Origin of the sequence: Cohnella lupini (assembly GCF_003386205.1) — a bacterium.
Taxonomy (GTDB): Bacteria; Bacillota; Bacilli; order Paenibacillales; family Paenibacillaceae; genus Cohnella; species Cohnella lupini.
Map to the genome: position 1 here is coordinate 635387 of NZ_QRDY01000001.1, position 21925 is coordinate 657311.

Genomic DNA, 21925 nt, shown 5'->3' on the forward strand with positions numbered 1-21925 from the left:
ACGTTTGTAAAACATAATATTTATGAGGGTAATAAAAAATATTATTAGATTATTCTGTCGAAATCGAACGAACCAGAGATTAAGAGGAGATGGGCACTGTGATCAGTCAACTGTCATGGAAAATTGGCGGCCAACAAGGGGAAGGCGTGGAAAGTACCGACCGTATTTTCTCCACCGCTTTGAACCGACTGGGTTACTACCTGTATGGGTACCGGCATTTTTCCTCGCGGATTAAAGGCGGACACACGAATAACAAAATCCGCATCAGCACGAAGCCGATTCGAGCGATTTCCGATGACCTGGATATTCTTGTTGCATTCGACCAGGAAAGCATCGATTTGAACGCAGGAGAGCTTCGTCCGGGCGGAATCGTCGTGGCCGACGCGAAATTCTCGCCGACGATCCCGGATGGCGTGCAAGCGCGGCTTTTCGCGGTACCGATTACAGCCATAGCAGAAGAGCTTGGCACCTCCCTCATGAAAAATATGGTCGCTTCCGGTGCATCCTGGGGGCTTCTCGGTTTACCGATGGAAGTATTCAATAAAGCTGTAGAAGAAGAATTCGGACGGAAGGGTCCGGCTATCGTAGAGAAGAACGTCGAAGCGGTTCGTCGCGGCGCGGAATTCGTCTTGGATCAAGCCGGCGGCCCGCTTGACGAGTTCAAGCTGGATGACGCGGACGGGCAACAAAAGCTATTCATGATCGGCAACGAGGCGATGGCGTTAGGTTGCGTCGCGGCAGGCTGCCGACTGATGGCCGCTTATCCGATTACTCCGGCGTCGGAAATCATGGAGTATTTAATCAAGAAGCTTCCTAAGTTCGGCGGCACCGTCGTTCAAACGGAAGATGAAATAGCCGCGGTAACGATGGCCATCGGTGCCAACTACGCTGGCGTTCGCACGATGACGGCCTCGGCCGGGCCGGGTCTGTCTCTCATGATGGAGGCGATCGGACTTTCGGGAATGACGGAGACTCCTTTAGTCATCGTCGACACGCAGCGCGGCGGGCCTTCCACGGGGTTGCCGACGAAGCAGGAGCAATCCGACATCAACGCGCTGATCTACGGCACGCACGGCGAGATCCCGAAGCTGGTCGTCGCGCCGAGCACGATCGAAGAATGCTTCTATGATATGATAGAAGGCTTCAATATCTCCGAGCAATATCAAATTCCGGTTATTATCGCGACGGATTTGCAATTGTCTTTAGGTAAACAAACTTCGGAAGCGCTTGATTACGACAAAATCGTGATCAACCGGGGGAAGCTATTATCGGGAGAATTGCCTGCCAACGAAGATAACCGTTTGTTCAAGCGTTACGAGCTGACGGAAGACGGAGTGTCTCCGCGCGTGCTCCCGGGAATGAAGAACGGAATTCACCATGTTACCGGTGTAGAGCACGATCAAGAAGGCAGACCTTCCGAGAACGCGTTGAACCGCGAGAAGATGATGGACAAACGTTTAGGCAAGATCAGCGAGCTTCGCGTCACGAACGCGATCAAAGCGGATGCGCCGAACGCGAAACCCGACCTGCTTATTATCGCGATGGGATCTACCGGCGGAACGATCGAGGAAGCGCGCGCCCGCTTAACGGCGGAAGGGATCACGACGAATCAGATCATGGTTCGCCAGATGCATCCGTTCCCGGCGGAATTGCTGCAGCCGCATCTAGACGCGGCCAAACAAATCGTCGTCTTGGAGAACAACGCGACAGGACAATTGGCTAACTTGATCAAACAGAACAACGGATCCCATGACAAGATCCGCAATCTCCTCAAATATGACGGAACGCCGTTCTTGCCTTCGGAAATTCACAAAGCCTGTAAGGAGCTGAACTAAGATGGCTACATTCAAAGAGTTTCGTAACAATGTAAAGCCGAACTGGTGTCCTGGCTGCGGCGATTTCTCCGTGCAGGCGGCGATTCAGAGAGCGGCGGCGAACGTCGGACTCGAGCCCGAGCAGTTGGCTGTCATTTCGGGAATCGGCTGCTCCGGCCGGATATCCGGTTACATCAATGCGTACGGACTGCACGGGATCCACGGCCGTTCGCTGCCGATCGCGCAAGGCGTAAAGCTGGCTAACCGCGAGCTTACCGTTATCGCTTCCGGCGGAGACGGAGATGGCTTCGCGATCGGCATGGGACACACGGTTCATGCGATTCGCCGTAACCTCGACGTCACGTACATCGTCATGGATAACCAGATCTACGGGTTAACCAAAGGCCAAACTTCCCCGCGCAGCGCGGAAGGCTTCAAGACCAAATCGACGCCGGAAGGCTCGATCGAAACGACGCTATCTCCGCTGGAGATCGCATTGTCCGCGGGTGCTACGTTCGTCGCTCAATCGTTCTCGAGCGATCTGAAGCAATTGACGATGCTGATCGAGGAAGGCTTGAAGCACAAAGGCTTCTCGCTGATTAACGTGTTCAGCCCTTGTGTAACGTTCAATAAAGTGAACACCTACGATTGGTTCAAAGAAAATATCGTTAATCTGGAGCAATTCCCGGATTACGACCCGTCCAACCGGATCGCGGCTATGACCAAGATCATGGAAACGAACGGCATGGTTACCGGTCTGATCTACCAGAACAAAGCACGCAAAGCCTACGACGAATTGATCGTCGGATTCAAAGAGGAAGGGCTAGCTAAGCAAGATATCCAGCTATCCCGCGCAGACTTTGACAAACTGTTGATGGAATTCAAATAAGCATCCCATACGTGAGGCGCGCGGGTTTGTCCCGCGCGTCTCTTGCGCTATACTGGGAGTAGGAAACTAAACAAAGGTTGGGATAACGATGTCTTCATCTTCGACGGAAAGCAAGAAAGTCCCAGTAGGCGTTTCAGCACGCCATATCCATCTCACTCAAGAGCATGTCGAGCTTCTATTCGGAGCCGGCGAGTCGTTAACGGAATTCAAGCCGTTGTCCCAGCCGGGGCAATTCGCCGCCAACGAAACGGTTGCCGTATACGGACCGAAAGGTTCTTTCCCTAAAGTACGCATCCTGGGTCCGGTCCGCAAAGCGACTCAGTTAGAGGTGTCCCGGACGGATGCCTTCTCGTTAGGACTTCAGCCGCCCCTGCGCGAATCCGGCAGCATCGATGACACGCCGGGCATTCGCATTGTCGGGCCAGCGGGGGAAGTTAACGTGGACAAGGGCGTTATCGTCGCGGCACGCCATATCCATTTCCACACATCGGACGCGGTACGCTGGGGGATCACGGACAAGCAGCTGCTCAGAGTTCGCGTAGGCGGCGAGCGTGGAGTCGTGTTCGAGCAAGTACTGGCTCGCGTCTCCGATCAGTTCGCGCTTGACATGCACATCGACACTGATGAAGGCAACGCCTCCGGCGCAAACACCGGCGACTTCGGTGAGATTATCGAGTAGTCTTGAAAATGCATCATGCGAGCAGAGAGAACTCGAGTACAACAATCGGCGGAGATCCTCCCGATTTTCGCGGTATATTCACGTTTGAAACCGCTGTTTCCCCAATAGCGGGGAATGGCGGTTCATGATATAATACGAAGGATTGACTAGGAGTGGGCGGGAATTCCCCGTGTTTACTTAGGAGGGGAAATGGAAATGGCCAAAGAATCCAAGGATTTCAGTAAATACTTCGATTTCTCCGGTGCCAAAGTCATTTCCGAGGACCAAAGCGGCAAAACGATCCGTCTGAACGGACGGGATATTCATATCGTCTCCGAGCCCGATTACAGGCAGGAGAAGCAACGGGGCAAAGAAGAAATTCAAGTCCATTATGAGAATGCCGTTCCGGAAGAGCTGAAGCACCTCGGAGTTGGGAAAAAATATTTGATTTATACTTACGGCTGTCAGATGAACGAGCACGACACCGAGGTTATGCGCGGTTTGTTCGAGGAAATGGGTTACGTATCGACGGAAGACCGCATGCAAGCGGATGTTATTCTCTATAATACTTGCGCGGTAAGAGAGAACGCGGAAGATAAGGTATTCGGCGAGCTCGGACACATGAAGGTGCTTAAGCAGCAGCGTCCCGAGCTCATCCTCGGCGTCTGCGGATGCATGTCTCAAGAAGCGTCGGTCGTGAACCGGATCATGCAGAAGCACGCGCATGTCGATATGATTTTCGGAACGCACAATATTCATCGCTTACCCCACTTGCTGCAGGAAGCGCATTACGGCAAGGAAATGGTCATCGACGTGTGGTCCAAGGAAGGCGACATCATCGAGAACTTGCCTAAGAAACGCACGGAAGGCTTGCGCGCTTGGGTGAATATCATGTACGGCTGCGATAAGTTCTGTACGTATTGCATCGTTCCCTATACGCGAGGCAAAGAGCGTAGCCGGTTACCGGAGGACGTCATCGCGGAAGTTCGCGAGCTCGCGCGCCAGGGCTTCAAGGAAATTACGCTGCTCGGACAGAACGTCAACGCTTACGGCAAAGATTTCACGGACCGCGGTTATCGTTTCGGCGACTTGATGAACGACATCCATAAGATCGATATTCCTCGCGTTCGGTTTACGACTTCGCATCCGAGAGATTTCGACGATCATCTGATCGAGGTTCTCGCTAAAGGCGGCAATCTAGTAGAGCATATTCATCTCCCCGTTCAATCGGGCAGCACGGAAGTGCTCAAACGGATGAGCCGCAAATATACGCGCGAGCGCTACTTGGAGCTGGCCGAACGGATACGCAAGGAAATACCGAACGCGGTGCTGACGACCGACGTAATCGTCGGTTTCCCGGGCGAAACGGAAGAGCAATTCGAGGATACGATGTCGCTCATGAGAGAAGCCGGTATTACGTCGGCTTACACGTACATCTACTCTCCGCGGGAGGGTACGCCGGCGTACGATATGACCGACGACGTTCCGCTCGAGGTCAAGCAGAAACGGCTTGCCCGGTTAAACGCATTGGTGGGAGAGTTGTCCCTTAAGCATCATAACGAGTTAATCGGACAGGTTATAGAAGTGCTGGTAGAAGGCGAAAGCAAAAATAAATCAACCGTGTTATCCGGCCGTAGCCGCTCGAACAAGCTCATTCATTTCGAAGGAGACAAGGAATGGATCGGGAAGTTCGTGCAAGTGAAGGTGACGGCGGCGCAAACCTGGTACGTGAAAGCGGAAGTCGTTAGCGAGCCGATGGCGGCTAGCTTTGCAGGATAAAGAACGAGTAGATCGGGAGGAATAAGCAAATGTCAGCACATGCACATGACCATGATCACGACCATAACGAGGATGGCAGCGGAATGCCGTCGTTCGATAACCGCGATCTGATCGTTCGCGAGGATATATTAGCGAGAGCCAAGGAATTGGCGCAGTTGATTACGACGTCCGAGGAAGTCGAAATGTATCAGCGCTCGGAGAAGCTGATCCAGACTCACGACCGAGTCCAAGGGCTGATCGCGACGATCAAGAAAAAACAAAAAGAGCTCGTCGCGTTCCAGAATACGTTCAAGAATCCGGCCATGGTGGAGAAAATCGAAGGCGAGATCGATACTATCCAAGACGAGTTGGACAATATCCCGATCGTGCAGCAGTTCCAGCAGAGCCAAGTAGACGTGAACTACTTGCTGCAATCCATCGTATCGGTCATCCGCGATTCGGTTGCAGAGAAGCTGGACGTCGAGGCCGCTTCGCCGGCCGAAGATCCGGAAGAGTGCGATTAAGCAAAATTTAGATAACAAAGAGAGGGCCACGCGGTTCGCGTGGTCCTCTCTTTGTTAAACTATCAGAAGAATATATACTCATCTGATAGCTCGATACAAACGCATAATTCACAACGGTCCCAAAGAAGTAGAAGGCCTATTTACTTGCGGAAAGGCTATTACCGGCTATTCGACGATGCCGATGCGGTGAGGCTCAAAGTGAAATTCCTTTGATCGAATTGCAACTGATGCTGGTGATTGGCATTCAGCTTCCACTTTTGCAACCATAAAGAAGGCAAGCGAATGCGATCGTCCGATAAGTTGGCGGGGATATGCAGGCGGAAGCGAGCGATATTCCTGCCTTGCCGGACTTTTATGATCGTTCCTTGTCGTTCGGGAATTCCGAGTCTGGATAACAACTCATAACCGACGGATAACGTTCCGGCTCCAAGCGTGCTAGTCATGAGTATCGAGGTCGTCTCGCTAAGAGGCGAGGGCTTGACGGTGAGCGATTGATCGCTTGGATTATAGGTAAGGGTATATCTGCGTAAAGCGGTAAGTTGGAAACGGCGAGCTAGCGAGAAATTCATTTCCATGAAGTCGGCGAAGCATTCCCTGCCTTCAAGGAACTGAAGCTGGATAGCTTGTTTGATCGTCCCGCGTTTCAACGTAATCGTCGCATTACGAGGGATGGCAAGCAATTCCGATGCCGAATCGAAGCAATTAAGAGTTAGTACGACAGTATTAACGGGTAGCTTGGCGATAAACAAATCTAATTGTCCGCTTGCCATAGAGATGGGACACACTCCTTCAAGGCAGATGAATCTCAGAATCCTTCTACTTTATGCGAGGCGTGCCGAGCTTGTTTGTACCATCGTCCTGCACGCGCAAAAAGGACTCCCCGCGAAAGAGGGAGTCCTTAGAAGATGTCCGTTTATGCTTCCGTTTTATTTTTCTTGATCCGAGGTCGTATGGCGGGAAGCATGGGCCGAATAGAAACGATAACAAGCGTAGCCACAACGGCTTTAATGGCATCCCCGGCAAGGAACGGATATAATCCCGCCTTCAGCGCACCGGATAGCGTATCGTACTTGGCATCGTCTACCGCGTGAGCGAGCCAAGGAATGCCCGTCGTATACAGAATCAGAGACCCGAAAACGAAAATGCCGAGAAGCAGAAGTCCTTGCTGAGCTCGAGTAAGCGTTTTGCGTTTGGCGAACAAGTAGTCGCTTACTAGCCCGATGAGAAACGCGGCAACCGGGTACATCCATATGTATCCTGCCGACGGGCCCGTGAGCTTGGCGATGCCGCCGCTTCCTCCGATGAACGGAAGGCCGGTCGCGGTTAGGGCTACGACGATGAATATGCTCCAGAAACCGTATACGGCACCGAGTAATCCCCCGGCGAGCATAATGGCGAACGTTCCCATGGAGATGGGAATCGGCGTGAACCCCAAAGGGATCTTGATCAGAGTCGCGACGATAAACAAAGCGCCGAATAAGGCAGTGTAGACGATGCCTCTGATCCATTGATTGTTGGTTCTGCTTACGGATTGCGTCGGTACGGAAGTGGATGAGTTAGTCATTGTCAAAAAGCCTCCTAAATGTTAACCTGTAATCAGGATAATGGTTAACAATTGAGATTGTAGCACGTGATGGACGGATTGAAAAGAGGGATTTTGCAAAATGAGGGTAGCGGAGCCTGAAAATATCGTGTTGAAAGACGTATCGGTATTCGGAGACAATACGGATGGCGAACTATCGGTTCGTCTGGAAGATATCAATCTGGTTATGGCGCCGGGAGAGTGGCTATCCGTCGTAGGCGTGAATGGAAGCGGCAAATCGACGCTTGCCAGATTGCTCGCGGGTCTTCAAGCGGACCACGTAACCGGAGAAATAATAAGAGGATTCGCCGGACAGAGTTGTCCGATCGTGCTGCAGCAGCCTAAGTCTCAGTTATTCGGAGAGACGCCTCGCGAAGAGGTCGTATTTGCTTTGCAGTGGCGGGGCATTGCGTTAGAGAATATAAACGCTTTAGTAGAGCGAGCCTTAAATAGGACGGGATTAACCGCCGTTGCGGATTCGACGTGGGATCGGTTGTCCGGCGGACAGCAGCAGCTTGCGGCCATCGCCGCGGCTACGGCTGGAGAAACGAAGCTGCTTGTATTGGACGAAGCGACATCGATGTTAGATGATTCGAATCGGGATGCGGTTATGCGGATAGCTCGCGATTTAAATAGGAACGGAACCGCCGTTGTATGGGTGACGCAGCGATTGGATGAGCTTGAACCGGATTCTCGCGTTGTGGCGATCGGCGGGGGGAGCGTTATTTTCGATGGGGAATCTCGCGAATTTCTCTATGGAATATCGGAAGAGTTGGTAGAAGCGAAAGAGGCGAGAGGACGAAGGTCGGTATCCCCTTGCCTCAGGGCGGGTTTAAGATTGCCATACCTGGCTGCCATGGCGATGGAGCTCAGAGATATAGGGAAACTAAATGATCCGTTGCCGATGACGGCGTTAGAGTGGGGAAAGGTGTTGGAGAACGTTGGCGACGAGGGGAAATAGAGAGAATCAAGATCACTCGGCATCGGAAACCTTGCAGCTGGACGGGATCCGTTGGCGTAGAGGAGCGGAGAAAGAGGAGTATAGTCGTTCAACGGGCTTGCGACTCGCGCCGGGGACGATAACGTTAATCATGGGGCCGAACGGTGCGGGAAAATCAACCTTGTTAGAGAAAATAGCGGGATTGAGACCGCCCGAAGGATTGCAAACGATTTACGGTACTGAGGCTTTGTGGATATCGGGATGGACCGGGAGAAAGCGTCTTAACGAGCTGGCGCTTCGTCGGTATGGCTATGCGTGCCAATCGCCGGAAGAAGGATTATTTGCAAGGAGCGTGCGGGAAGAGCTCGATTATTCGCTGAAACCGTACAAAGTAGCCGAGGAAAAGAGAGAGGAATTACGAGATTCGGCGATAAGGGCGGTCGGTTGGGAACCATCGGGTTGGTTGACGAGAGATCCCTACCAAATGAGCGGCGGGGAGCGTCGCAGATCCGCTCTGGCTTCGGTATTCGTTACGCCTAGCCCGTGGCTTCTGTTGGATGAGCCGACCGCCGGTCTCGACGGAGCGGGACACGAGACGGTTGCCCGCGAATTGGCGAATTTGAGAGAGAGCGGCAAAGGAATCGTGCTCGTCTCGCATGACTCCGATTGGGCGATGGCCCTGGCGGATGGCGTCTTGCTATTAAGCAGAGACGGATCGCTTCGATTCTGCAGCCGCAATGAACTGCTCGAGCATCCGGAATGGCTGGAAGACACGGGGATGAGCATACCGGAATGGCTGCGCGTGGCGAATCTGTTATGCAGAAGCGGAGTTTCTTCGGATAAAATATGGAATCCCGCGGCAGTGGCAAAAGCTTGGCCGACTGCTCCGATCAGGAGCGAGGGGATGTTGGAAAAGGTAGAAGAGGAGGCTTCTAGACAGAGTGAGACGGTAGTGCGCGCGGAGAAAAAGAAATCGCATCGCTTGAAGGGGTTCGATCCTCGTTCGGTTTGGTTATCGTATGTGCTTATTTCGACCGGGCTTCTGGCGTTGGCGGATTGGGTCGCGTTAGGCGTTGGCGGTCTGATCGTGTGTTTGCTTCTATACGCGGGACGAGTATCGCTTAAACGCTGGCATTCGATGATTTTGAGCTTCGTGATTTTCTCGGTGCTGACTTCGGCGATTTTTGCTTGGGGCGCCAGCGGAGAGGGCGGAGCGTTCGAAGGCGGAGCTTTCTTGGCAACGTTGCTCACTTTCACGAGAACGCTGTTTATCCTATTGCTGGGGCTGGCGATTCCGCTCGTTATGTCTCCGTTGTCGTTAAGAAGAGCGCTGGAACAGCTGCTAACGTTCAGAGGAAAGCTGCCGAAACGGGCGCAACAATTGACCTTGATAGTCGCGCTTATGATGAGATTCGTGCCCGTATTGCTGGAGCTGTGGGAGCGTTTCGTGCGGATTTTCTTATCGCGAGGGAAGTCTATCTCCCGTAACCCGATAGCGATCGGAAGGAGGCTTCGGGATGTGTCTATCCCGTTCCTGCTTGCCTTGTTCCGATTAGGAGACGAGGTTACGCTAGCTCTGGAAAGCAGGGGAGTCGGCTTGGACGCTCGGCCGACTCAGGGGACGAGGCTGAGATGGAAGAAGAGGGACTATGGATTCGTTCTCGGAGCGTTAGTCCTAGCAGTTGGCTTGTGGGGGTTCACCAATCGCTAGGTTGATGCGGCGCCGATTGGCTGTCTAGTTCTGTGTTGGCGCGGAACCGAATAGGAATTCGGTTTCGGCGGGTTTGTTCTTAAGTATCGGATAACCGTCGTATGATCTCTTAGTGTAGAATAGGGATGAGAAAAGACGGAACGGTTCTCGAGATTCATTTTTCCGGAGGGAGCGGCTCGGATGTCGGTAAAGAGAAAGTGGGGCGTCGTTATCGCGCTTGCGGCATTGATCGGGGTGTCGGCATATTTCTATGCTTTCCGCGTGATGGCGGACGAGGTCGTCGTGTATGCGGTGACGGAGCAAGGGGAACAGGTTCAGGGCTCGAAACGAGTCTTCACGGACAAGGAAACGGTCAAAACCTTCACTTACGCCGCTAGATTCGCTAATAAGCAGCCAGGAAAAGTCGACATCGCGGCACCGGATTATCGGTTCTATCTGAACGATAAGAAATACAACCTGTGGCTCAGCGAAAGCTACCGGAAAGGCACGCTCATGAAGCTGCCTAATTCAGGAACGATCTATACGATAGGCGAAAAGACCGCAAACAAACTCAAGAAAATTCTCGGGGTCGGGAAGTAGCGATGGTTGGAGCGGGAGAGGCAGTAGGCGGAGCGGGGAAACATGGGATGAGAGAAAGATTATACTATGGCTGCGCGATCGTTGTCGTCGTTATTCTGGGAATAAGCTCGCGGGAGTTCGCGGCGGAATTACCGGTATTCGTTGCCGAACATTTCGGGGATGGCTTGTGGGCGAGTATGGTTTATCTGGGGTTTCGGATGCTTGACGTTCGGCGGAGTAGGATGTGGGCACTTGGGTTGAGCGCCGCGTTCTGTTGCGGAGTGGAAGTCAGCCAGCTGTATCAGGCGGAGTGGATTAACGAGATTAGAAGCACGACATTAGGTGCGTTGATCCTGGGGCAGGGCTTCCTCGCCGTGGATTTCGTGAGGTATGGTTTGGGGATTGCGGTGACTTTTTTAGTAGATTGGTTTATGAGAGTCGGGCGGGATTAGTTGCAGGGAAGCTTGAAGAGCCGATTTGGTTGCGAAAGAAATGAACAAAAATAAGGAGTATCATCGTTGGGAAGCTGAGGTAGACGCGAGGAAGATGGCAGTGCTATGATCGAAGAAGGACATACTCCGAAAGAATCGTGAGGTCATTCCTATCCAAAGCGATAGGTGGCCTCTTTTGTTTTTAAATAGTTGCAGAAGGATGGGGGAGATTCGGGTATGGAAATTTGGTTGGGAAAGAGGAATGAGCGGGAATTGGTGGTGCGATTCGGTTATCACGTGGAGTGGTGGAATCGAATGGTCAGGTTTGGTGGGAGCCGGTGGCTTCCGAAGGAGCGGGTGTGGATTATTCCGTATACGATGCAACAAGTCGAGCGGTTCATTGATTTATTTAGAGATGTGGAAGTAGGAGTAAGCCAGGATTTACAAGCGGAATGTTATCTATTAAGTCCTAATAGTCGAAACAAAGAGGTTATGGATGAGGATCATCGTAAAGTAGATTTGGAAAATTCACATTGGAGCTCTTACGTGGAAAGCAAGCTGATTTTCGAATTGAAAGTCCGCGGGTATAGTATGAGAACGATCAGAGCCTATTGCGGACATGTCGAGAGGTTCTATAGGTATTACGAACAGAATCGGAAGCTATCCTCGCTCGACTTGATGCCGTCTTATAGCCATCATTTATTAAGTGATGAATTATCGCATTCTTATGTAAATCAAGCTATTAGCGCGATAAAGTTCTACCTCGATAAGGTCTGCGGCATGCAAGGTGAAAGCTTTCCATATGTTCGTCCGAAAAAGGAGCAGAAGCTACCGAATGTTTTAGGACAAAACGAGGTTCTGAGGTTGTTATCCGTCGTGGAGAACAGAAAACACAGAGCCATTTTCTACATCATATACTCCTCCGGATTACGCGTGGGCGAAGTTGTTCGACTAAAAGTAGCTGATATGGATCGGGAGCGCAAAACCTTGCATATTCGTCAGGGAAAGGGCAAAAAGGATAGGATTACTATTTTGTCGGATGCGGCAGTGGAAGTTATTAACCAATATATTCTAATGTATAAACCTGAAGTTTGGCTGTTCCCGGGTCAGGACTCTAAAGGACATCTAACCGAGAGAACCGTCCAGAAAGTGTTCGAACAAGCTGTTAAAGCTTCAAAGATCGATAAAGCCGTGAGCGTGCATTCGTTGCGGCATTCTTTTGCCACTCATCTCCTCGAAGAGGGAATAGACATTCGCTATATTCAAGAGTTGCTGGGACATAGAAGCATTCAAACGACCGAAATCTATACCCATGTAGCGGTGAAGGACGTTCGTAAAATCGTGAGTCCCTTGGATCGAATCATGAAAAAGCAGGATAATTAGTGCAAATGTGGAACAGATAAGGTGGCTAGAATAAATTGGGATCACTTGAGTGATGTAAGTGACATGAACATATTCGCACACTATGTATTCGCGAAGTACGCAAACATATGATGCGGTAAGAGTTGTTGAAGTTCGTAGAAGAGAAGTTATGCGAAACCACTTTCTAGCTGGGGGGGGGTTGAAATGAGTAGAATCGGTATACTCTTCGTACTCTTTATTATTTTTTCAAATCAGAATGTATATGCAGATTGGGAACATAGATTTGTTGTTTATTCAGGAGATTTATATGTTGTTACCGATGACAAGATTGAGGGAGAAAAGATTGAAAAGAAGATAGGTAAAGTGACAAGATATTCAGATCGTGAGGGAACCTATAGGGGAAACTTCTCAAATGTATATCCTAAAGGCACGGAGTATTATTCAATTATAGGAATAGGTACAGGGACGGAAATTGCAATAAAAACAGAAAATGGATTCGTCAAAGCAATAAATAATGGAAAATATGAATCAATAAATCTAATTGATGATTTATATTTTTGGATAAAAATAATTTTTGGAATAGCTGGATTAACCATAATAATATTCATTTACAAGACATTAAGACTTAAACAATCGTAAGTGAAAGTGGCATCGCATAACACAATATTCACGCTTCGGGGCATTCGCCCCTCGGTCCGGACCGGAGTTAGAAGAGGATTCGGGGTAGTAATTGGCAGTAACAGGGAAGCATAATCAGCCGGACACATCCCACCACCTAACCGCATCGCGGCCAGTCGCTTCGCTCCTTTAAGGTGGTAGGACGTCGTGAATACACGAACGTTAGACGAAACTCTTGTAAAGCCTTTAAAAATCAATATAGATAATTCAATTTCTAGGAGGATATCTTGAAGAAGCCTTTAATAATTTCAATTGCAGCAGTTTCAGGCGGGGGAAAGACTACTGTAATACAACTTCTTAATAACGAATTAGCCAATTCAATAGCTTTATTTTTCGATAATTATGATTTTGAAGGTCCTGATAACCTAATTGAGTGGGCTCATCAAGGAGGAGATTATAATGAATGGAAATTGTCTCCCTTAATTAACGATTTAAGAATAATATTAGATAATAAAGACACTCAAAATGATTACATATTACTTGACTATCCATTTGCGTACTTAAATAAAGAAATGAATGAATTTATTGATTTGACTATTTTTATTGATACCCCTCTAGACGTTGCAATGGCTAGACGGATTTTGAGAGATTTTAATTACTCAAGTGCCGAGGAAATTAGGCTTGATATGCAATCATATTTGTCTGGAGCAAGAGAAGCATACCTTGCCATGTTAAATTCAGTGAAACCAAACTCCGATGTGATAATTGATGGTACTCAAGGAAGGAATGAATTGGTAGAGAGTATTAAACAACAGATCACGAACCATTTGAAAGTAACTCATTGAAGCCAAGAGCTTCGTCTAACACCGTATTCACGCATCGGGGCATACGCCCCTCGGTCCGGCAGAAGTTAGGAGTGTATTCGATGAGGCAATTGGCAGAAGCAGGGAAGTAGATTCAGCCGGACACACCCGCACCACCTAACCGCATCGCGGCCGGTTCCTTCGGAACCTTAAGGTGGTGGGGCGTCGTGAATACAAGAACGTTATCGGAAATCTCCGAGTGCGAAAGAGCAATTGAAAGAATAAAATAAAGACAAAGAAATGAATAAACAATCTCGCCAAAGAATAATTAAATCAATACTAATCAAAGTAACTAAATTAGTCGCGAGTGATCCGAAGATCAGAGCAACCTTCGGCGCCGCGGCTTTTTATGATGAACTAGATAGAAGAACTCAAAGAGAAATGAAGAGCAGAAATTGAAGGACTGGGTTATAATACCAATTAAGACCGTAATTAAGACCGTAATTAAGATCGTAATTAAAGAGCAATATTGAAGATATGAAGAGCGAACTGTAAGTTGATCAAGAAGTCGGAGACATCCGATAACACCATATTCACGCTTCGGCAGACGAGCTGCCTCGGTTCGCCCCAAGTGGAAAGTGCTGTTAGTGGAGTCAGGCGAACACACCCGCACCACCTAACCGCATCGCGGCCGGTCCTTCGGACCTTAAGGTGGTGGGGCGTCGTGAATACAAGAACGTTAGCTGAAATCTCTGGTAATTGAAATGAGGGATAAAATGAGGAAAGTACTTAGATTATTTAGTTACTACAAATACAAGTACAAACGACCCCGATTTTTTATTGTCTTTTTTAGTTTTTTTTGGATCATTATTATAGGCATGACATTAGTTTCATCCATATATAATAAAAACGTTTTAATTTTTTTGAATGGCAGTATTTTATTAATTATTTATCCATTCCTAATAAGGTTGCTAGTTTATATAATTGCAAAGTCGAATGGTTGGAAATAGAAGAACTTGAATTAAAGGACTTGAATTAAAGGACTTGAATTAAAGGACTTGAATTAAAGAACTTGAATTAAAGAACTTGAATTAAAGAAAGTGATTTGAATTATTAATATTTAGAATTGAAATTGTATTTGGTAGTAATTCAGAGAAGTCAGAGACTTCAGCTAACACCATATTCACGCATCGGGCCATTCGGCCCTCGGTCCGGCCGGAGTTAGAAGCGGATTCGGGGAGGCAATTGCAGTAGCAGGGAAGCGGAATCAGCCGGACACATCCAACTCCCTAACCGCATTGCGGCCGCCCTTCGGGCTTAAGGGAGTTGGACGTCGTGAATACAAGGAACGTTATCCGAAAGATTCGAGAGGGATGATTAAGATCAAATTAACAGTCTGGACAATTTGAAAGCCTTCAATTGCTCATATTCAAAACAGTATTTGAAGACCGGAGATCAAGAGCGTATTTGAAGACCGGAGATCAAGAGCGTACTTGAAGACCGGAGATCAAGAGCGTATTTGAAGACCGGAGATCAAGAGCGTATTTGAAGACCAGAGATCAAGACCGTATTTGAATGACAAAGAAATTAAGACCGACCACAATTGATAGACAATAATAGCAGTTACCTTAAATCGAGATGACAGGATCTTTTGTAAGTAGCTCGAGAGGTCGAATCCTTCGGATAACACCATATTCACGCTTCGGGACATTCGTCCCTCGGTCCGGCAGAAGTTAGAAGTGAATTCGGGGAAGGATTTTCAGTAGCGAGGAAGCGGAATCAGCCGGACACACCCGCACCACCTAACCGCATCGCGGCCGCCCTTCGGGCTTAAGGTGGTGGGGCGTCGTGAATACAAGAACGTTATCCGAAACCACCTTTAATAAAAAGGAATGATTTTAACTATGATTTGGGAGTCATCTTACTGGAAAGATGATTTGTTAGCATTGTCTAAGAAGCTAAATAAAGTCTATAAAACTAAAGAATATGATGAACATCTAGCTGCTCGTTTTGAAAAAGATATAATGCTTGCGCTTTACTCGGTAAGAAAACTATCCGAGGCATCAAAACTCTCGGTAGGAACCATTGAAAAGAATATTAAAGTCAAAGCCTATAAAAATATTAAAAACGTAACGAGAATGAATTGGCATAGAATTGAAGAACTTTATGATTTACAGAATCCAATGAAAGAAGATATCGGGATTCAGAAATTATATAATCAAGTGATTCATAGTTATATATTTTTTATATCAACAGATGATAATCAAATAATTAATGGGTTTTTCTTTAATTCGGATAAAACTCGAAATGACAAGTTATATTATCTTGATTTAACTGATTTTGATAACCTAATTACAATGGTAGGTAAAGATTATCCAACTGAAGCAAATTTCATTTATGATGAGAAGATTAAAGATTATAAAGTAAATTCAAAATAAATACAGCAAAGAATATTTAGTAAATCGAAGAAGAGGTGGCATCGGATAACACCGGATTCACGCTGCGCGGCTACGCCGCTTGGTCCGGACCGTAGTAATCGAAGCGGATTCGATTGAAGTATTTCAGCAGCAGGGAAGCGGAATCAGCCGGACAACCCTGCACAGCCTAACCGCGTCGCGGCCGCTCCCGATGGTCGCTTAAGGCAGTGAGGGTTCGTGAATCCAAGAACGTTAGATGAAATTACTGCTAAATGCTAAATAAAGAAAGAAATGGTGAGTAATAATGTCGGTTGCTAACTACAAACTAAATAGTTTATTTCAACAGTTAGAAATCATCAAAGAAAGTTATGTTGATCTTAGTTCTTCAAGCTTAAATAAGGAATCAATAATGCCCTGGACAGAACATAAAAAGACTTATGAAGAAATTGGACAACACATAAGTGAAGAAAAGTTTAGTCGAATGCAATCTGAAATAATAGAAGAAGTAATTTGTTCAATTCTTGAAATGATTGATGGATATAAGGACTTAAATTTCAAGGCAGACATAATCGATAAAGAAACCGGGGAATCAATAATAGCTGGAATTCAACTGCATGATAAATATAGGGATTATATAGAAACCAAAGAAAGTTGAGGGTCAATCAAGAAGGCAGTAACTTCATCTAACACCATATTCACGCATCGGGGCATTCGCCCCTCGGTCCGGCAGGAGTTAGAAGTGGATTCGGAGGGGAGCTTTCAGTAGCAAGGAAGCGGAATCAGCCGGACACATCCCACCACCTAACCGCATCGCGGCCGCCCTTCGGGCTTAAGGTGGTAGGACGTCGTGAATACAAGAACGTTATATGAAATTACTGCAAAAACCTTTAATAAATCATCTTAGGAGATATTTAAATGTTTGAAAATTTCAATTTTAAACCAGGTACAGTAACTTACAATCCCTATAAATTAAGCCCTGACGAGATGACAGATATTAAATGGTTAACTGAAGATATGCTGCAAGTTAAATATCCAAATAATTATATAATAGATGTAGGATGGTACGGCAAATCTTTTACACTCAATGGAGTATTTATTATTTATATTATAAAAGATCAAAAATGGGATAACCCCGTATTCAAACAAGATTATAGATCAGTGACAGAACTATATGAAGGAATGAAAATAACTATCCAAAGAATTACACAATTAATGAACCAATAAGAAATAAAAACTTGCTTGAAATCTCGAAGAAGGCAGTAACTTCATATAACACCATATTCACGCTTCGGGCCATTCGGCCCTCGGTCCGGCAGAAGTCAGATGAGGATTCGAAGAGGGATTTCAGCAGCAGGGAAGTAGATTCAGCCGGACACATCCCTCCACCTAACCGCGTCGCGGCCGCCCCTCCGGGGCTTAAGGTGCAGGGACGTCGTGAATACAAGAACGTTAGCTGAAATCAATGTACAGTTCAAATAGAAAAACTTAATTGAAGTGATTCAGATTTTTGTTTTTACCTAAATTGGTTATTGTTGTAATCTCGAGTAGAGGTGATGATAATGACAACTAATTTTGGGAATGTCTCGAAGGACTATGCAAAGTATCGTGATCGCTTACCGGAGATCTTATTTGAACAACTTCAAGCCAAAGATGTTCAATTCGGAAATAAAGATGTAGTTGAGTTAGGCTCTGGAAGCGGGATCTTCAGCAGGGACTTAGTGAAATTAGGAGCACGAGTAATTGGAATTGAGCCATCACAAGAGCTGATTAAGGAAGCTGAAGTTCTGGATGAAGAAGAAAATATTAAATCAATAACTTACATAAGAGCGCAGGCTGAGGATTTTAATATTGAAGGTAAGTACAAGTTGTTTTGTGTGGTAAGAGCCTGGCACTGGTTCGACAGGATAAAAGCGATTCAGAATATTAAGACAAAAATGCAGCCAGAAGCAGAGCTAGTTGTAATTAATTCAATATTTTTACCGAATTCGAAAGTTGCACAAGAAACCTTTGAGGTACTTACAAATAACCATATCGAATTAAAGCCTGCCGGATCAAATGCTGAAGTGAAAGAGCGTAGAAATGGCTTTCCAATAAACTGGTTTCAAGAATGGAAGAATAATTCATTACAACTAATTGATGAATGGCAGCACGACTATAATTTAATATTTACTCCTGAAGAATGGTGTGGAAAGATTCGATCAATTTCATGGCTAACAAACGAATCAGAAGAGACTAAAAATAGAATTACTAATGAATTAATGAAGAAGTTTGAGAGTACAGTACATCAATTAATAATTCCACATAGATATTCGGTAGTGATATTAAGGCTAGTGTAAGCGATTCAAGGGATGACATTGACTTCAGCTAACACCATATTCACGCATCGGGACATTCGTCCCTCGGTCCGGCCGGAGTTAGAAGTGGATTCGAAGTTGAGAATTTCAGAAGCAGGGAAGCGGAATCAGCCGGACACACCCGCACCACCTAACCGCATCGCGGCCGTCCCTTCGGGACTTAAGGTGGTGGGGCGTCGTGAATACAAGAACGTTAGAGGAAATTCCCGCAAGAGCTAAAGTGCAAATTAAATAATAGACCAAGCATGTTAAGTCACAAGAATAATAAGTTCAAACATCATAACTAAGCATTATAAGACCAAGCATCATAAGACCAAGCATCATAAGACCAAGCATCATAAGACCAAGCATCATAAGACCAAGCATCATAAGACCAAGCATAATAAGAACAAAGCATAATAAGAACAAAGCATAATAAGAACAAAGCATAATAAGAACAAAGCATAATAAGAACAAAGCATAATAAGAACAAAGCATAATAAGAACAAAGCATAATAAGAACAAAGCATAATAAGAACAAAGCATAATAAGAACAAAGCATAATAAGACCTATATACAATAGATTCTATGAAGGTATTTCAAAGAAGGCGAGAACATCCTCTAACACCATATTCGCGCTGCGGGCCATTCGGCCCTTGATCTGCCCGAGGCATTTTCGAGGAAGTGAATCAGGCAGATACATCCATTCCCCTAAGATAAGAGCTATCTAAGGGGAATGGACGTCGCGAATACACGAACGTTATAGGAAATCGGTGCAAACAGATAAAACTAAAGGAGATTTTATGCTTACAGAAAACAAAGTTCGCATTGTTAGATTTGCAAATGAAGGTTTTGATATTAAGAGAGATACAGGTGCATTCTCATTTTATGATTTGGAAGTAACCGATTATTCGCATGATTACACTTTAATTAGAAATAGAGATCGAATTCATAGTCAGTCAATCGATGGCTGTTATTGTCATTTTTATAAGTTCAATGTTCAGAGTATTCAGGATGGCGGGATACTCGCAAGTCGTCAAGGACACAAAATTAATATTGGATATTTAGCTTTGGATCATGCAGTTTACGCAAGAAATATGAGACCTGATAAAGATAAAACTAGAATAGTTAGAGTGAATAAGGAGATTAGAGACCCATCGAATGGAAATACCCATACTTTTCAAGATGATTCCTACATGGACTCGTATGCTTGGGTTCGAATGAAACTATCATTATTAATAGAAAGAACTAATGAGTATCTAAGAACGAATAAAACAGACATTGTGCCAGAGCACTTAAGTGAAATTTTTCTTACCGGAGATGATCAAAGATCTATGGAAATCAAATGAAATTAAGATTCAAATTCCAAATAGGATGTAAAGCTTTAATTAAATAGATTTTGCAGTAATTCAGGAAGGCACCGACATCCTATAACACCATATTCACGCATCGGGGCATTCGCCCCTCGGTCCAGCCGGAGTTAGAAGTTGATTCGGAGGGGAACTTTCAGTAGCAGGGAAGCGGAATCAGCCGGACACACCCGCACCACCTAACCGCATCGCGGCCGGTCCTTCGGACCTTAAGGTGGTGGGGCCTCGTGAACACAAGAACGTTATCTGAAAGTGTGAAGCAAGATTAGAACCAATAAAAATCTTAAGTGCGAGGGAATCATATGAGTTGTATCTTTTTCAGAATTATTGCTAGAGAAGAGCCAGCAGAGATTATATATGAAGATGATGATGTGATTTCATTTTATGGACTTCATGATATGGCGCCGGTGCACGCTCTTGTAATACCAAAGAAACACATAGAGAACATAATGGATATTGAAGATCACGATGAAAGCATTATTTTTAAGTGCCATATAGGAATAAAGAACGTGGCAAGAAAACTCGGAGTTGATCAAGCTGGATTTAGAATAATAACGAATACAGGAAAGCACGGGCAACAAGAGATTTATCATCTGCACTATCATTTGATTGGCGGTAGGGAATTAACCTGGCAGATGTAAAGAACAAGAATTATCTAAAGTTCTAGAGATGAATAAGAGAAAAAGATATCATTTTGAAGAAATAAGAGATTTGTGGGTAACTCAAGAGCACCTTCAGATAACATCTTATTCACGCTTCGGGGCATGCGCCCCTCGGTCCGGCCGGAGTTAGAAGCGGATTCGGGAAGGCAATTGGCAGTAGCGAGGAAGCGGAATCAGCCGGACACACCCGCACCACCTAACCGCATCGCGGCCGCCACTTCGTGGCTTAAGGTGGTGGTGGGGCGTCGTGAATACAAGAAACGTTAGATGAAATGGCCAAGAGCGGAGGAAATAAATGTCTAACATACAACTTCAAAGTCAGTTGGATTTACTTAAAGGATCATTGGTTACAGAAATTAATCCGCTTAATCCAATAATTATTTTTAACGAAGAAGCTGATGGTTTTAAGTCATTAGTAATTGAATCTGCTTGGAGACTTACAAAAGATCAAGAAATTCTTATTGGTTATTATGAATATAATCATGAACAAACTAAACAATTATGTATCAATAATTTTAAAGAATATTTGATAGGAAAGAGGATATTAAATATTGACTTGAATGAAATAATAGGAGATATCTCAATTAAATTTGAAGGGGATTTAAAACTAGAATTATTTCATACAAGCTCAATGTTTGAAGGATGGCAGCTTTATGGAGAGAATGGATTCTTACTTCTTTCATTACCTGGAGGAAGAATAACTTATACAGAATAACGTGTCTTTGGGTATTCAAAGAAGTGGCCACTTCATCTAACACCATATTCACGCATCGGGACATTCGTCCCTCGGTCCGGCCGGAGTTAGAAGCGGATTCGGAGGGGAGCTCTCTGTAGCAAGGAAGCGGAATCAGCCGGACACACCCGCACCACCTAACCGCATCGCGGCCGTCCCTTCGGGACTTAAGGTGGTGGGGCGTCGTGAATACAAGAACGTTAGGTGAAAGCTCCGAAATTCCTAATCCTATCTTGAATGGAGTTGTAACTAGTTATGGATCTTCATTTATTTGAAGAAGCTCTTAAAGCATTACAATTTCCAAAATCAAGCGAAGGATTATCCTTGAATATAAAGGCGTTTTTTATTAGTAAGAAAATTCCCAATCATATTATTGAGTTTTATGAAAGATTTTCTTTTATACATTCAATAAGATTTGGTTCCAACTTTTTTTATAAAGCCAACGATTTAGATGAAGAGAATAAGGACATGCCTAACAGTAAATGTATAGAGTCAGGACTATTAATTATTGGCCATGGACTGAATGGTGATTATATAGTACTAAATTTGAAAAGCAGTCATATAGGATTTATTTATCATGATGAACTATATGAGAATGAAGAATGTAGAATTGAAAATATTTATATAGATATGGGATTAAGCTTAGGAGAATTTTATAATAAATCATTTAATGAAAAAGGCTTTCCAGTAGACGGATATCAGGCAGAAATTTATAAGAATAATCTGGTGTAATTCGAAGAAGCGGGGCCATCACCTAACACC

The 21925-nt window shown here is 45.8% G+C and carries 22 protein-coding genes; 20 read left to right on the plus strand and 2 right to left on the minus strand.

Going from position 1 to position 21925, the window contains the following annotated elements; translation table 11 throughout:
* Positions 1 to 98: 98 nt before the first annotated feature.
* The 5 genes from DFP95_RS02990 (at position 99) to DFP95_RS03010 (ending at position 5643) form a co-directional block, all read left to right on the plus strand.
* The gene (locus DFP95_RS02990; protein WP_115991056.1) at positions 99 to 1835 is read left to right on the plus strand and encodes a 2-oxoacid:acceptor oxidoreductase subunit alpha; all 1737 of its coding nucleotides are present in this window, start codon (positions 99 to 101) and stop codon (positions 1833 to 1835) included.
* 1 nt (position 1836) lies between these two features.
* The gene (locus DFP95_RS02995; protein ID WP_115991057.1) at positions 1837 to 2703 is read left to right on the plus strand and encodes a 2-oxoacid:ferredoxin oxidoreductase subunit beta; all 867 of its coding nucleotides are present in this window, start codon (positions 1837 to 1839) and stop codon (positions 2701 to 2703) included.
* Between the two features lie 88 nt (positions 2704 to 2791).
* A complete protein-coding gene (locus DFP95_RS03000) occupies positions 2792 to 3382 on the plus strand; it encodes a phosphate propanoyltransferase (RefSeq protein ID WP_115991058.1) in 591 nt (196 codons plus the stop codon).
* Between the two features lie 195 nt (positions 3383 to 3577).
* Positions 3578 to 5140, plus strand: a complete 1563-nt coding sequence (miaB, locus tag DFP95_RS03005) for a tRNA (N6-isopentenyl adenosine(37)-C2)-methylthiotransferase MiaB (protein WP_115991059.1) — start codon at positions 3578 to 3580, stop codon at positions 5138 to 5140.
* Between the two features lie 29 nt (positions 5141 to 5169).
* Positions 5170 to 5643 carry a YlbF/YmcA family competence regulator gene (locus tag DFP95_RS03010; protein WP_115991060.1) on the plus strand — a complete coding sequence of 158 codons (474 nt, stop codon included), beginning with the start codon at positions 5170 to 5172 and terminating at the stop codon, positions 5641 to 5643.
* 158 nt (positions 5644 to 5801) lie between these two features.
* Here the strand turns inward: DFP95_RS03010 and DFP95_RS03015 are convergent, their stop codons facing one another.
* Together DFP95_RS03015 and DFP95_RS03020 are read right to left on the minus strand one after the other, a co-directional pair.
* Positions 5802 to 6413: a hypothetical protein gene (locus DFP95_RS03015; protein WP_115991061.1), complete on the minus strand. Its 612-nt coding sequence runs from the start codon at positions 6411 to 6413 to the stop codon at positions 5802 to 5804.
* 143 nt (positions 6414 to 6556) lie between these two features.
* Positions 6557 to 7207, minus strand: coding sequence for a biotin transporter BioY (locus tag DFP95_RS03020; RefSeq protein WP_115991062.1), 651 nt, complete (start codon positions 7205 to 7207; stop codon positions 6557 to 6559).
* A gap of 100 nt (positions 7208 to 7307) precedes the next feature.
* Between DFP95_RS03020 and DFP95_RS03025 the strand changes: the two genes are divergently transcribed.
* The 15 genes from DFP95_RS03025 to DFP95_RS03100 all read left to right on the plus strand — a co-directional run bounded on the left by DFP95_RS03025 (position 7308) and on the right by DFP95_RS03100 (position 21895).
* Positions 7308 to 8186 (plus strand): energy-coupling factor ABC transporter ATP-binding protein, encoded by an 879-nt coding sequence (locus tag DFP95_RS03025; protein WP_115991063.1) that lies wholly within the window; start codon positions 7308 to 7310, stop codon positions 8184 to 8186.
* On the plus strand, positions 8167 to 9876 hold the full coding sequence (locus tag DFP95_RS03030; RefSeq protein ID WP_115991064.1) for an ATP-binding cassette domain-containing protein: 1710 nt from the start codon (positions 8167 to 8169) through the stop codon (positions 9874 to 9876). Before DFP95_RS03025 ends, DFP95_RS03030 begins: the two co-directional genes overlap by 20 nt.
* Positions 9877 to 10056: 180 nt before the next feature.
* The gene (locus tag DFP95_RS03035) at positions 10057 to 10455 is read left to right on the plus strand and encodes a YhfM domain-containing protein (RefSeq protein WP_115991065.1); all 399 of its coding nucleotides are present in this window, start codon (positions 10057 to 10059) and stop codon (positions 10453 to 10455) included.
* A gap of 47 nt (positions 10456 to 10502) precedes the next feature.
* Positions 10503 to 10886 carry a ribosomal maturation YjgA family protein gene (locus DFP95_RS03040; protein ID WP_115991351.1) on the plus strand — a complete coding sequence of 128 codons (384 nt, stop codon included), beginning with the start codon at positions 10503 to 10505 and terminating at the stop codon, positions 10884 to 10886.
* Positions 10887 to 11102: 216 nt separating this feature from the next.
* Positions 11103 to 12248 (plus strand): site-specific tyrosine recombinase/integron integrase, encoded by a 1146-nt coding sequence (gene xerA, locus DFP95_RS03045; protein WP_220376309.1) that lies wholly within the window; start codon positions 11103 to 11105, stop codon positions 12246 to 12248.
* 183 nt (positions 12249 to 12431) lie between these two features.
* Positions 12432 to 12866, plus strand: a complete 435-nt coding sequence (locus tag DFP95_RS03050) for a hypothetical protein (protein WP_245987304.1) — start codon at positions 12432 to 12434, stop codon at positions 12864 to 12866.
* 263 nt (positions 12867 to 13129) lie between these two features.
* Positions 13130 to 13690, plus strand: coding sequence for a nucleoside/nucleotide kinase family protein (locus DFP95_RS03055; protein ID WP_115991066.1), 561 nt, complete (start codon positions 13130 to 13132; stop codon positions 13688 to 13690).
* Between the two features lie 1862 nt (positions 13691 to 15552).
* Complete coding sequence (locus DFP95_RS03065) at positions 15553 to 16086, plus strand: hypothetical protein (protein WP_115991068.1); 534 nt, start codon at positions 15553 to 15555, stop codon at positions 16084 to 16086.
* Positions 16087 to 16369: 283 nt separating this feature from the next.
* Positions 16370 to 16720: a hypothetical protein gene (locus DFP95_RS03070; protein WP_115991069.1), complete on the plus strand. Its 351-nt coding sequence runs from the start codon at positions 16370 to 16372 to the stop codon at positions 16718 to 16720.
* Between the two features lie 260 nt (positions 16721 to 16980).
* Positions 16981 to 17289: a hypothetical protein gene (locus DFP95_RS03075; protein WP_115991070.1), complete on the plus strand. Its 309-nt coding sequence runs from the start codon at positions 16981 to 16983 to the stop codon at positions 17287 to 17289.
* A 335-nt stretch (positions 17290 to 17624) separates the two neighbouring features.
* Positions 17625 to 18401, plus strand: a complete 777-nt coding sequence (locus DFP95_RS03080; protein WP_115991071.1) for a class I SAM-dependent methyltransferase — start codon at positions 17625 to 17627, stop codon at positions 18399 to 18401.
* Between the two features lie 800 nt (positions 18402 to 19201).
* Entirely contained in the window at positions 19202 to 19747 is a 546-nt protein-coding gene (locus tag DFP95_RS03085) for a hypothetical protein (RefSeq protein WP_115991072.1), read from the plus strand.
* 323 nt (positions 19748 to 20070) lie between these two features.
* Positions 20071 to 20409 (plus strand): HIT domain-containing protein, encoded by a 339-nt coding sequence (locus DFP95_RS03090; RefSeq protein ID WP_115991073.1) that lies wholly within the window; start codon positions 20071 to 20073, stop codon positions 20407 to 20409.
* Positions 20410 to 20725: 316 nt separating this feature from the next.
* Positions 20726 to 21145, plus strand: a complete 420-nt coding sequence (locus DFP95_RS03095) for a hypothetical protein (protein WP_115991074.1) — start codon at positions 20726 to 20728, stop codon at positions 21143 to 21145.
* A 273-nt stretch (positions 21146 to 21418) separates the two neighbouring features.
* The gene (locus DFP95_RS03100; protein ID WP_115991075.1) at positions 21419 to 21895 is read left to right on the plus strand and encodes a hypothetical protein; all 477 of its coding nucleotides are present in this window, start codon (positions 21419 to 21421) and stop codon (positions 21893 to 21895) included.
* The last annotated feature ends 30 nt before the right edge of the window (positions 21896 to 21925 follow it).